At 65.8% G+C, this 12,001-nt stretch carries 12 protein-coding genes and 1 pseudogene; 4 read left to right on the top strand and 9 right to left on the bottom strand.

Annotated elements, in window-relative coordinates:
• Nucleotide 1: 1 nt before the first annotated feature.
• The 4 genes and pseudogenes from MTBUT4_RS19895 to MTBUT4_RS07460 form a co-directional block, all read right to left on the bottom strand.
• Nucleotides 2-1,930 (bottom strand): annotated as a pseudogene (locus tag MTBUT4_RS19895) (methyl-accepting chemotaxis protein).
• A gap of 115 nt (nucleotides 1,931-2,045) precedes the next feature.
• Nucleotides 2,046-2,702 (bottom strand): response regulator transcription factor, encoded by a 657-nt coding sequence (locus tag MTBUT4_RS07450; RefSeq protein ID WP_173979044.1) that lies wholly within the window; start codon nucleotides 2,700-2,702, stop codon nucleotides 2,046-2,048.
• Nucleotides 2,703-2,813: 111 nt separating this feature from the next.
• Complete coding sequence (locus MTBUT4_RS07455) at nucleotides 2,814-3,410, bottom strand: LuxR C-terminal-related transcriptional regulator (protein ID WP_173979045.1); 597 nt, start codon at nucleotides 3,408-3,410, stop codon at nucleotides 2,814-2,816.
• Nucleotides 3,410-4,450: a B12-binding domain-containing protein gene (locus MTBUT4_RS07460; RefSeq protein ID WP_173979046.1), complete on the bottom strand. Its 1,041-nt coding sequence runs from the start codon at nucleotides 4,448-4,450 to the stop codon at nucleotides 3,410-3,412. The genes MTBUT4_RS07455 and MTBUT4_RS07460 overlap by 1 nt, the downstream gene beginning before the upstream one ends.
• 175 nt (nucleotides 4,451-4,625) lie before the next feature.
• Between MTBUT4_RS07460 and MTBUT4_RS07465 the strand changes: the two genes are divergently transcribed.
• A complete protein-coding gene (locus MTBUT4_RS07465; RefSeq protein ID WP_173979047.1) occupies nucleotides 4,626-5,189 on the top strand; it encodes a hypothetical protein in 564 nt (187 codons plus the stop codon).
• A gap of 168 nt (nucleotides 5,190-5,357) precedes the next feature.
• Here MTBUT4_RS07465 and MTBUT4_RS07470 read toward each other — a convergent pair whose 3' ends face one another.
• The 5 genes from MTBUT4_RS07470 to MTBUT4_RS07490 form a co-directional block, all read right to left on the bottom strand.
• Nucleotides 5,358-6,242, bottom strand: coding sequence for a LysR substrate-binding domain-containing protein (locus tag MTBUT4_RS07470; protein WP_173979048.1), 885 nt, complete (start codon nucleotides 6,240-6,242; stop codon nucleotides 5,358-5,360).
• A 178-nt stretch (nucleotides 6,243-6,420) separates the two neighbouring features.
• Nucleotides 6,421-6,723 carry a P-II family nitrogen regulator gene (locus MTBUT4_RS07475; protein WP_173979049.1) on the bottom strand — a complete coding sequence of 101 codons (303 nt, stop codon included), beginning with the start codon at nucleotides 6,721-6,723 and terminating at the stop codon, nucleotides 6,421-6,423.
• Nucleotides 6,723-7,667, bottom strand: coding sequence for a sodium-dependent bicarbonate transport family permease (locus MTBUT4_RS07480; RefSeq protein ID WP_217424127.1), 945 nt, complete (start codon nucleotides 7,665-7,667; stop codon nucleotides 6,723-6,725). Before MTBUT4_RS07480 ends, MTBUT4_RS07475 begins: the two co-directional genes overlap by 1 nt.
• A complete protein-coding gene (locus MTBUT4_RS07485) occupies nucleotides 7,667-8,155 on the bottom strand; it encodes a hypothetical protein (protein WP_173979050.1) in 489 nt (162 codons plus the stop codon). Before MTBUT4_RS07485 ends, MTBUT4_RS07480 begins: the two co-directional genes overlap by 1 nt.
• An 86-nt stretch (nucleotides 8,156-8,241) precedes the next feature.
• Nucleotides 8,242-9,159 (bottom strand): LysR family transcriptional regulator, encoded by a 918-nt coding sequence (locus MTBUT4_RS07490; RefSeq protein ID WP_173979051.1) that lies wholly within the window; start codon nucleotides 9,157-9,159, stop codon nucleotides 8,242-8,244.
• 134 nt (nucleotides 9,160-9,293) lie between these two features.
• Here MTBUT4_RS07490 and MTBUT4_RS07495 point away from each other — a divergent pair, with 134 nt between their 5' ends.
• The 3 genes from MTBUT4_RS07495 (at nucleotide 9,294) to MTBUT4_RS07505 (ending at nucleotide 11,992) form a co-directional block, all read left to right on the top strand.
• Complete coding sequence (locus MTBUT4_RS07495; RefSeq protein WP_173979052.1) at nucleotides 9,294-10,712, top strand: form I ribulose bisphosphate carboxylase large subunit; 1,419 nt, start codon at nucleotides 9,294-9,296, stop codon at nucleotides 10,710-10,712.
• Between the two features lie 30 nt (nucleotides 10,713-10,742).
• The gene (locus MTBUT4_RS07500) at nucleotides 10,743-11,102 is read left to right on the top strand and encodes a ribulose bisphosphate carboxylase small subunit (protein WP_173979053.1); all 360 of its coding nucleotides are present in this window, start codon (nucleotides 10,743-10,745) and stop codon (nucleotides 11,100-11,102) included.
• Between the two features lie 80 nt (nucleotides 11,103-11,182).
• Complete coding sequence (locus MTBUT4_RS07505) at nucleotides 11,183-11,992, top strand: CbbQ/NirQ/NorQ/GpvN family protein (protein ID WP_173979054.1); 810 nt, start codon at nucleotides 11,183-11,185, stop codon at nucleotides 11,990-11,992.
• Nucleotides 11,993-12,001 lie beyond the last annotated feature (9 nt).

Genomic DNA, 12,001 nt, shown 5'->3' on the forward strand with positions numbered 1-12,001 from the left:
CTCAGGCGCCGGCCTGCAACTCGTCGGCGAGCGATGCGATCTCCTCGATTGCGGCTGCCAGTTCCTCGGCCCCCTTGGCCTGCTGCTTGGCGGCGACGCCGGCCTCGCCGGTGGCGCGGGTGGTCTGCTGGGCGGCGGCGGCGATCTGTTCGACGCCGGTCTGCACTTCCTTGACCATGCGGACGATGTCTTCGGCGCCGGTCAGGATATCGCGGTTGCCCTTCAACACCACCGCCACATCCCTGGACACCGTTTCCAGATCGGCGCTGATCACCTTGTTCTTCTCGACCTCGGCGGCGGCGGCGTTGCCGATCTCCTCGAGGTCGCGGCGCACCGAGCCGATCTGGTCCTGAATGGCCTTCACCGTGTCCTTGATGCGGTCGGCGTTCTCGGCCGAATCGCGGGCGAGGTTGCGGATGTCGGTGGAGACCACCGCGAAGCCCTTGCCGAACTCGCCGGCCCGGGCCGCTTCCACCGAGCCGTTGACCGCCAGCATGTTGGTCTGGATGGACACTGTGGTGATGGCATCGACGATCTTGTCGATGCGGCGGCTGATCTGCTCAAGGGCGTTCATCTGTTCGCGGCTCTGCTTGCCGGCCTCGACCGAGCCCATGACGCCGTCGATCAGTTCGTCGATGCCCTTGATGCTGCTGGCCACCCGCTCGGCGGTGGCCTCGGCCTTGGCGAGCGCATCGGCGGCATTGGTGGTCGACAACTGCGCCGCCCGCTCGACCTCGGCGATGGCCGCCGAGGATTGCTGGGTCGCCGCCCCCTGCTGCTGCGCCCCCTTCTGGATCTGCTCGAGCGCCACCATGATCTGGGCAGCGGCGCGGTTGATTTACTCCACTGCCGACGACAACTCCTCGGCGGCCGAGGCGACCTCCTCGCTGCTCTTGGAGATATCGGTGGAGTTCTTCAACTCGTCGGCCAGTTCGGACAGTTCCTGTGCCGCCTGCTCGGATTGGGTCAGCGCCTGGGTCTGCTGGTCGATGGTCTTGATCGATTCCTGGCAGGCGGCGCTTTGCTCCTCGGCGGCGGCGGCGATGATCTCCGAGCCCTTTTGTGCCTCGCGGGCGGCAATGGCGGATTCTTCCGACGCCTTGGCGATCTCGCGGCCGCCATTGGCGATGTCCACCATGTCGGTTCGGATCTGATCCAACTGGGTGGTGATCTGCTTGCCCTTCTCCACCTCCAGCTTGGCGCTGGTGGCGGAGGCGGTGATGCCCTCGGCGATGATCTTGACGTCCTTCTGGATCTGGGCGATCAGGTCCTGAATCTCGCGGGCGCTCTTTTCGCTGGTCTCGGCCAGGGTGCGCACCTCGTCGGCGACCACGGCGAAGCCCTTGCCGTGCTGTCCGGCCCGCGCTGCCTCGATGGCGGCATTCAGCGCCAGCAGGTTGGTCTGGTCGGCGATGCGGGCCACGGCCTTGACCACCTCGGAAATGGCCGCCGCCTGGCGTTCGAGTTCCTCGATCATCTGCACCGAGGCGACCTGACGCTCGGCGGCCCGGCCGATGGCGGCGATCGAGTTGGAGATCTGCACCGAGACGCTTTGGATCAGGGACTGCAGCGCCTCGGTCTTGGCGACTGAGACGTCGGCGTTATCCTTGGCCTTGCGGATCAGGCCGGCGCCGTGATCGACCGCCTTCTGCGATTGCTGGGCGGCACCCGCCGCCTCCTCGGCGCCCTGGGCGATCTGCTCGGAGGCCTTGCGCAATTCCTCGGCGGCCGAGGCCGATTCGGCGATGCCGCTGGCCAGCTGCGAAGTGGCGGCGGCGATGCGCTCGGCCGCCTTCTGCTGACGGGCGAAGGTGCGCGCCTTGCGCTTCTGCGCCTCGGCCAACAGTTTGCTGCCGCTCGCGGTGCCGCCATCCTCGTCAGTCCTTACCGCGACCTGCCCGCCGATCTGGTTTTTCTTGACGAGAGCCATGCCCATCCCCTTCGCTGCACTGCGATTACACGATTGAACGCACATACAATGGGCGTACGGACCGGCAGGGGTAATCCTATCCTTTGTGCTGGGGGGGGTGGGTATCGAAGGATAGCTACGCGGAGCGCCCCCTGCCGACCGACAACAGACTCCACACAGCCTGGGCGCGATTGGCGGCGCCGATTTTTTTGTAGATGCTGCGCAGGCGCGCCTTGACGGCAGTCTCGTCGATATCGAGGCGTTGGGCGATGACCTTGTTGGGCAATCCGTCCAGCAAGAGGGGAATCACCTCGGTCTCGGCCGGTGAGAAGTGAACATTCCGGAACGCGTAAGCCGACGACGGACATTCCGGCAGCAGGCGGCTATTGGAATTCGCCAGCGCGACGATTGCGCTCGCGGGGAGATAGCATTCGCCGGCCATGACCAAACGCAGGGCATGCTGCACGCCGCAGCCGGACATTCCTTTGGAGATGACCCCATGGGCACCGGCATCGACGGCAGCCAGCACGGTGGCGGAATCTGCGGTGGCAGTGAGCAGAACAACCTTGGTGGAGGGATAGCGGTCGCCGAAGACACGGACGCCGTTCACACCGTCCATGCCAGACATGGAATGCCCCAGCAGCGCCAGGTCGAACTTACGCTGGTTTGCTACGGAAATCGCGCCATCAAGCGAGTCTGCATCGGCTATCTCGACGTTGGCATTCACCTTGCTGACAAAGGCGCGAATACCATCGCGCAGCAACCGCTGTTCGTCCGCAAACAAAACGCGCATACGGCACCTTTGGGGGTGGAACGAGCCACCCAAACCAGCATCTGAACCCAACGATAGGAGGGGCCTATCGCCTGCGAGAGGCAACCCTATCCTTCGATACAAGAGGCCCCATCAGCCGAGCAGCGCCTTGACCGCCTGCGCGCGGCTGGCGACGCCCAGCTTCCTATATATGGTGCGCAGCCGTGCCTTGACCGCCGATTCTTCGACCTCCAGTCGCCGCGCGATAAGGTGGTTGGACAGACCGTCCAGCAGCAGCACGACCACCTCATGCTCGCGTGCGGTGAACGGGGGCGGAGATCTCTGGTCGCCCATCCCGGCCGGAGGCGCGGCGCGCGCCATTTCCCGCAGGCGGTTGACCAGCCCGTTGTTGAGAGCGGACATGGCGTCGATGGCCTTTTGCGATGTTGCTGCCTCGGCTTTTGGGCGACCGACAATCACCAGCAATCCCCCATCGAATACGCTGCCATCGAAGCGAAAGAGTGCCGGACCTTCCGCAAGGTCGATGGCAAACATCCAATTGAATGCCGCACCATCGCGCTTTGATGCGGCGATAAAATCGCGCGCCATCACCGCATCTTTTGCCACCACCTGGTGATCGAGGCGCCGAGCGATCTCAAGGACCGAAGAGATGCCGAGCCCGTCGCTGCGAATTTCACGCAACGTCCCGTCGAGATCGCAGTGCAGCACGGTGCCGGCGGTGGTCGGCATCATCTTACCCAGTCGTCAGCCAGGGCCAGAGCCTGACGGCCGTCGGCAGCGGTGCCGTCTGCCCCAACGCGCCGCCACAGATCCTGGTCAACGGAGAAGGGATAGCCGCCCGCCAGGATCTTTCTCCCGTTTCCGCCCGGGCTGGTCCGCAGCAAGGCAATCAGCGATGCCGCAGCCGGTACGCTGGCCACGGTCATCGCCGAGACAGCAACGACCGCGGCGCCACTCCGCGCCGCGAAAGCCGCCATTGCCTTGGGCGGAGTGCTGGCGCCGAGAAAGTGCGTTTCCCAGCCCCCCAGCTGAAATTGGTCGGTCACCATCCGCAGGCCCATTTCATGCAATTCCCCCTCTGCACAGGCGGCAACCAGCACCGGCCCGCGTCGTTCCGTCGCGAAGATGCGGGGGTAGAAGCGCGCCATGATAACCTGGGTGGCGGCAGAGGCTGCATGCTCCTCGGCCACGGTGATTTGGCCTCGGTGCCACAATCGCCCGACCTCGCGCATGGCCGGGCCGACGATATCGGGCAACGTGGCGGCAATGTCGGCACCACCCTCGACTGCGTCGAAAAGAATGGCTGCTGCCTTCGGGTAATCAAAGGCCAGCAGCGCCGCCAGAAACTTTGCCGAAGGACCGGTGAGCGGGCCGCCCGAGCAGGCCAAGGAGGCGAATTCAGGCGGCAGGCGATCGAGTTCCCTGAGGCCCCGGCGCAGCAGGCGAGCCGTATCCTGGCCCTGGGACCCGCGCACCGCTTCCACCGCCTGGGCCAGACAGTCCAGAGCCGGCCGCAGGTCCGCCACCGGCAGCCCCAGATTGCCGATCAGCGCCCGGACCCAGGCCAGGTAGTCGATCAGCAGGGGAAGACTGTCCAGGGCGGCTGCCGCCTCCACGTAGATCAGATGCATGAGCATGTCGCGTCGGCACGCGTCGCGGGCCCCGGCCGGATAGCGCAAGGCAGCCGAAGGGTGGTGGCTGTAAAACGCCTCTACCCCCAGAGCCGCAATTTCCGCGCCGTTGGGCGTGCCCGGTAGAACCATGTTCATGTCGCCGCGCTCCACGCCGGCGGCACGCTACCGCACGGTCTCCAAGGATGGAATTTCGGCATTCTACCCAGCCTGGCCCGGCGCTATGGCGATCTTTCGATAGGTTCGCCGTCGCTTCGACCTGCAGGTGCCCGCCACATCTTGTCATTGACATGGCCTGGAGGCACAATAGGGCATGGATCCGACGAAATTCGGCAAAATTCTCTCGCTGGCCGCCTCCGACAACGAGGCCGAGGCCTTGCGTGCGCTTCAGGTGGCGAAGCGAATGCTCGACGGCGCCGGCCTGGATTTCGTCGATCTCGCCCATCTTGCGACATCGACCGAGGAGGGCGGCGAAGCCGAGGCCATTGCCGAGTTGCAGGAGAGCCTGGCCCGGATACGCCGTGAAAATCGGCTATTGAAGGTGGAGAACCGGCGCCTGCGGACGGCCACTCCGGCGACTGCGCCGGAATGCGCCCGGGACGTGGCGGATGTCGAGCGCAAGCTGGCAGCCGAAATGTCGGCCAGAGCCCGCGCCGAAGCGGAGCGCCTTGCCGCGGACGAAGACGCAGTCCGAATGGCGGCGGAGATCCGCCAGCTCGCCGCAGCCTGCAGCCATCTCAGATGCGAGCTGGAGCGTAGCGAGCACGAGCGATACCGTCTGATTGCCGAGGCACGGAAGGATTCCTTCACCCCGCCGAAGCGTCCCGGCCTCTGCAAGTCGGCACGCACGCCGATGGGCCAATACAGGATTTTCTAGCGGTAATTACATCAGGGTCGGAAAGCGCTGCCCCACTGAGTTTTCAAAATTTGACCAAAGCGCTTACTTCCGTTTGGGTCACTGGGGCAAAACCCCGGGGCACTCAGGCGGCGAAGCGTGCAACGACGTTTCGGGCAGGCTGTCTTCCCCTGTGGGACCATCGACGATCTACCGTTCGTCGCGAAGCGGCGTTCCCAGGGACCGGATCAGGTCTTCGGCCAGCATCTCGGCGGCCTTGGAGGTGCTCCCAGGGGCCCTCAGGAGGACGATTTCCGTATCCGCCAGTTCGGGCAGGCCGTGCTCGGGGCCAATGACCATCAGGCCGGCGGTCACCATTTCACGCGGCAGCACCGTCACCCCCAAGCCACCGCGCACGGCGGCCTGGATGCCGGTGAAACTGGGGCTGGAATAGATGATGCGCCATGTGCGCCCCGCCCTCTCCAATGCCGCCAGGGCACGGCGGCGGTATATGTCCGGGTTGGGAGCAAGCACCAGGGGAAGCGGCGCGGCCTCGTTCAGACGGAGGCGGTCGGACATGGCCCAGACCAGGGGCTCGCGCCAGACCTTGACGCCATCGCCCGGTCCTTGCGGCTCGCGCTTGCACAGGACCAGATCGTACTGACCACGGGAAAACGACTCCAGCAGGTTGGCGGTGAAGTCGCACTGGACCTCCAGCGTCACCTGCGGGTGTGCGCGCGTGAAGCGGGACAGGACCTCGGAAAGGTGGTTGGTGGCGAAGTCCTCGGGCGTGCCCAGGCGCACCGTTCCCCCTACGTCGGGTTCCTGGAGCAGGACCCGCGCCTCGTCGGCGAGGTGCAGCAGGCGGCGCGCATACGTCAGCAGAAGTTCTCCCGCCGCCGTGAGCTCGGGCTCGCGCCGGTCGCGCGACAACACCCGTTGTCCCAGGGCCTCTTCCAGGCGCTTGATCTGCAGGCTGACCGCCGACTGGGTCCGACCGAGGCGCACCGCCGCGCGGGTGAAACCGCCGCAATCGACGACGGCGACGAAGCTGCGCAAAAGGTCGAAGTCGAACGGCGGCAGGGGAGTGGGCATTCTCGGGTTTCCTCCCGCCTCCTGTTTAACGCTTCGGCGCGTTGCGGGAAAGGCCCGGAGCCGGCATGGCGAGGGGCCGGCCCCGGTTACATCTTGGCCGGCACCGCGCCCAACGGCGGAACGGTGCCGATCTGGCAGATTTCCCGTGCCACCATTGCCCCCTCGGTCCTGCGGGTTGTCAGAACTTTTCCGGCCTGAGCACGTCCACGTCGGAGATGAACAGGATCATGGCGAAGTTCCGGTAATACCGTTCTTCGACATGATGGATGATGGCGTCGGCCGTCCGGTCGTCGCAGACGATCTCGACGCGGATGTTCGACGAGGCCTCCCACGATCCCGCCCGCACGCCGCGGCTGCCCTTGCCGCGCGCCTCGGTGACCGTGTAGCCGTGGGCGCCCAATGCCTCGACGTCCTCCAGCAGCATGCCTTCCAGCGCGGCTTCGGCGATGATGGTGACGAGCTTGCGAACCTGGCGGGGCATCACAGTCCTCCCTCCAGCCGGGCCGCGAGGTGGTGGTAGAAGGGGATGCCGGCAAGGATGTTGAAGGGGAACGTCACGCCCAGCGACGCGGTCAGGGACAGGGCGGGATTGGCCTCGGGAACGATCAGGCGGAAGGCGGCCGGCACGGCGATGTAGGAGGCGCTGGCCGCCAGTGTCGCCATCAGGACGGTGCCGCCCAGGGACATTTGGAAGGCCGCGGCGAGGCCGAGGCCGAGGGCGGCGCCGACCAGGGGCATGCCCAGGCCGAAGGCCACCAGGAATGGCCCGTGGTGGCGAAGCGAGCCCAACTGGCCGGCGGCGATCAGCCCCATTTCCAGCAGGAAGAGCGCCAGCACGCCCTTGAACAGGTCGAAGAACAGGAACCCGATCGGTTGCAGCCCTTCGGCGCCCACCGCCCAGCCGATCAGCAATCCGCCCACCAGCAGGACGATGCTCTTGCCGAGCAGGACCTCATGGGCCATGCGCTTCCACCGGGTCTCCATGGCGATCCCGCGCGCCAGGGCCACGCCGACGATGATGGCGGGGATCTCCAGGATGACCACGAACACCGGCATGTACGCCTCGAAGCCGATGTCGCGGTAGGTCAGGTAAGCCGTGGCCACCGCGAAGGTTCCGACGCTGACCGACCCGTAATGGGCGGCGATGGCGGCGGCATCGGCGCGTTTCAGACGGCCGACGACGTGCAGGACCGGAAACGCCAATAGCGGCATGATCGCCCCCATCGCCGCCACCGCCGCCACCTGGGGCAGCAACGCCGGCAGGGATTGCCGCCCCAGCTCGGCGCCGCCCTTGAGGCCGATGGCCAGCAGCAGCACCATGCTGAGGAATTCGTAGACCGGCGCCGGGAGCCTCAGTTCCGAGCGCATCAGCCCGGCGGCCACGCCGAGGACGAAGAACAGGATGACCGGGTCCAGCACCGCCATCACGCGGCCCCGGCGGCCAGCGTCCAGGACAGTCGGCCGGTGAGGCCGTTGCGGTAGAGCGGGGCGCCGATGCGCTGGGGATAGGCCGCGGTCAGCCGATCCATCTCGGCGGCGACGGCGCGCCGGCGTGCTCCGCCATCGAAGACGGGGACATAGAGATGGCCATCGCGCTCCCCGTCCCGCGACAGCAGGGCGCCGGCGAGGTCCCGGTGCGACGGATGCCACGGCACCGCATCGGCGCCGAAATACGGCTCGAACCGCCATACCGCCCACACGCCCACGCGTTCGAACGACTGCTCGAACCGCAGCGACCGGTAGACGCCGGGCGCGCACGGGACCGCGACCCGGGCCTCGGGCAGCGAGGCCGACGCGGGGTCGCACCAGACGCCGCGCAGCGGCCCGTTCACCGGTTCGAGACGCCGCACCAGGTCACCGATGGCGGCCGAATTTTCCTGCAGCACCTTCAAGTTGCGCACGACGACGAGCACTGACCGTCTCCTGGCTGGATGAGACGGATCGACAGTACGGTGCGGCAAACCATATTAAAAATTGATAGTATTAATGAATACCATTGCTAACTGAAATGATTCTGCCCCATGGCCAGGCCCGGTCCGCCGGCCAGAAGGGATTCGAGGAACGTCCGCGCGACCTTCGACAACGTCTTTCCGCTCAGGTGAACCACGTTCCACTGGCGGAGCAGAGGGAAGCCGTCGATGTCGAGTGTGATGAGGCGGCTGGTCTCGAGTTCGAGTTCCATGCTTCTCCGCGGAAGAATCGACAGTCCCAGATTGGCCATCACCCCCTGCTTGATGGCCTCGGTGCTGCCAAGCTCCATGTAGGGCCGGATCGTCGCCCCGTGGTCGGCGAGCATCCGCTCCAGGGCCATGCGGGTCCCCGACCCGCGTTCGCGCACCAGCATCCGCTCCTCGGCCAGGGCGGCGAGGGGTATCCCGGTCCGTCCGGCCAGGCGGTGGCTGGGATGGGCGACGATCATCAGCAGGTTGTCCAGGAACGGATATGCCCGAACGTCAAGTTCGGGCGGAACCTGCCCCATGATGACGAAGTCGTCGCGGTTGTCGGCCAGGCGTTCGATGACACGGGTGCGGTTCGTCACGGTCAGGCGGGGAATGACCTCGGGGTGGGTGCCGATGAAGGCGCCCAGGTAGTGGGGAATGAAGTACTTGGCCGACGTCACCACCGCCAGGTCAAGCGGACCCCGCACTGTCTCGCGGATGTCGTCCAGCGCGTCGTCAAGCGACCGCAACCGCCCCAGCACATCGAGACAGGCGGCGTGGACCGCATGGCCCGAGGGCGTGAGAAACAGACGCTTGCCCATATGCTCGAACAGCCGCACGCCGGCGTTCTCCTCGAGCCGCTTCAACTGGATCGAGACCGCCGGCTGGGTCAGGTGCAGTTCCTCGGCCGCTCGGGTGAAGCTGTGGTGACGGGCCACGGCCTCGAACAGTCGCATCTGCTGAAGGGTCAGGTGCATCGCCATTCCATAAACATTTGTTTATTCAAAAGATAAGATCATTTAATTTTCTTTTATTCATTCGCCTCCCTAAGGTCAAGCGCAACGAAGCCCCGACCCCGCGCGGGCTCGCAGCCATCAGACAGGAGCGAAACATGGGAAAGACTTACCAGGCGGGCGTGAAGGAATACCGCGAAACCTATTGGGATCCCAACTACACGCCGAAGGACAGCGACTTCCTGGCCTGCTTCAAGGTGGTCCCCCAGCCGGGCGTGCCGCGTGAAGAGGCCGCCGCCGCGGTCTGCGCCGAATCCTCGACCGCCACCTGGACGACGGTCTGGACCGATCTTCTGACCGACCTCGACTACTACAAGGGCCGCGCCTACGCCATCGAGGACGTGCCAGGCGACGACGAGGCCTTCTACGCCTTCATCGCCTACCCGATGGGCCTGTTCGAGGAAGGCTCGGTGGTCAACGTCTTCACGTCGCTGGTCGGCAACGTGTTCGGGTTCAAGGCCGTCCGCACCCTGCGCCTGGAGGATGTCCGCTTCCCGCTGTGGTTCGTCACCACCTGCGACGGCCCGCCCCACGGCATCCAGGTCGAACGCGACAAGCTCGACAAGTACGGCCGGCCGCTGCTGGGCTGCACCATCAAGCCCAAGCTCGGCCTGTCGGCCAAGAATTACGGCCGGGCGGTCTACGAATGCCTGCGCGGCGGCCTGGACTTCACCAAGGACGACGAGAACGTCAACTCCCAGCCGTTCATGCGCTGGCGCGACCGCTTCCTGTTCTGCCAGGAGGCCATCGAGAAGGCCGAGGCCGAGACCGGCGAGCGCAAGGGTCACTACCTGAACGTGACCGCCGGCAACATGGAGGAGATCTACAAGCGCGCCGAGTTCGCGAAGGAGATCGGCACCCCGATCATCATGAGCGACTACCTGACCATCGGCTGGGCGGCCCATTCGTCGCTGTCGCGCTGGTGCCGCGACAACGGCATGCTGCTGCACGTCCATCGCGCCATGCACGGCGTGATCGACCGCAATCCCAAGCACGGCATCAACTTCCGGGTCCTGGCCAAGCTGCTGCGCCTGCTGGGCGGCGACCACCTGCATTCGGGCACCGTGGTCGGCAAGCTCGAGGGCGATCGCGCCGCCACCCTCGGCTGGGTCGATCTGATGCGCGAACGCTACGTCAAGGAAGACCGCTCGCGCGGCATCTTCTTCGACCAGGATTGGGGCCAGATGCCGGCGGTGATGCCGGTCGCCTCGGGCGGCATCCACGTCTGGCACATGCCGGCCCTGGTGTCGATCTTCGGCGACGACGCCGTCCTTCAGTTCGGCGGCGGCACCATCGGCCACCCGTGGGGCAACGCCGCCGGCGCCGCAGCCAACCGCGTGGCGCTGGAAGCCTGCGTCCAGGCCCGCAACGAGGGCCGCAACCTGGAGCGCGAGGGCAAGGACATCCTGACCAACGCCGCCAAGAGCAGCCCCGAGCTGAAGATGGCGATGGAGACCTGGAAGGAAATCAAGTTCGAGTTCGACACCGTCGACAAGCTTGATGTCGCCCACAAGTAAGATCGTCACCCGAGACACGAGGACAACGTCATGAGCGAGATGCAGGACTACAAGTCGCGCCTGTCGGACCCCAACAGCCGCAAGCTGGGCACCTTCTCCTACCTGCCCCAGATGGATTCCGACCAACTGCGCAAGCAGATCCAGTACATCGTCAACAATGGCTGGAACCCGGCCATCGAGCACACCGAGCCGAAGCAGGCCACCAGCAATTTCTGGTACATGTGGAAGCTGCCCATGTTCGGCGAGACCGACGTGGACCGCATCCTCGGCGAGATCGAGTTGTGCAAGAAGGCCAATCCCGGCAATCACGTCCGCCTGATCGGCTACGACAACATCAAGCAGAGCCAGGGCGCCAACATGGTGGTCTACAGGGCCCCCATCGAGGTCTGAGCCTGGGCCGGAAGCCGCGTCCTCCCCTGTCTCCGCGGCTTCCGGCTTGTCTCTTCCCAGCCTTCGCGAGGAACCGCGCCATGAGCCAGTCTGAACGGGACCAGTACCGGGTCAAGACCCAGCCCTACTATCGTCCGGTCGCCAACGAGGTCGAAGTCTACGGAGCCGCTTACGACGTGCGGATGCCGGTGATGCTGAAGGGGCCGACCGGCTGCGGCAAGTCCCGCTTCGTCGAGTACATGGCCTGGACGTTGGGCAAGCCGCTGATCACGGTGGCCTGCAACGAGGACATGACCGCCTCGGACCTGATCGGCCGCTTCCTCCTCGACATCAACGGCACCCGCTGGCAGGACGGCCCGCTGACGGTGGCCGCCCGCATCGGAGCCATCTGCTATCTCGATGAGGTGGTGGAGGCCCGCCAGGACACCACCGTGGTGATCCATCCCCTGACCGACCACCGCCGCTGCCTGCCCCTGGACAAGAAGGGCGAACTGGTCGAGGCCCATCCCGACTTCCAGATGGTCATCAGCTACAACCCCGGCTACCAGTCGATGATGAAGGACCTGAAGCAGTCGACCAAGCAGCGGTTCGGCGCCATGGTCTTCGACTATCCCCCGGCCGCGGTGGAGGCCGAGATCGTCGCCCACGAATCCGGCGTCTCCCCCGACATCGCCGCCCGGCTGGTGCAGATGGCGGAGCGCAGCCGCAACCTCAAGGGCCATGGCCTGGATGAGGGCATGTCGACCCGTCTGCTGGTCTATGCCGGCCAGCTGATCGCCAAGGGTGTCGCCCCCCAGGACGCCTGCCGCATGACCCTGGCCCGGCCGCTGACCGACGACCCCGACATGCTGGATACCCTGGACACCGCCATCGCCACGTTCTTCGGCTGACCCACCCAA

The sequence above is a fragment of the Magnetospirillum sp. UT-4 genome (assembly GCF_902729435.1).
In the GTDB taxonomy this organism is placed as follows: domain Bacteria; phylum Pseudomonadota; class Alphaproteobacteria; order Rhodospirillales; family Magnetospirillaceae; genus Magnetospirillum.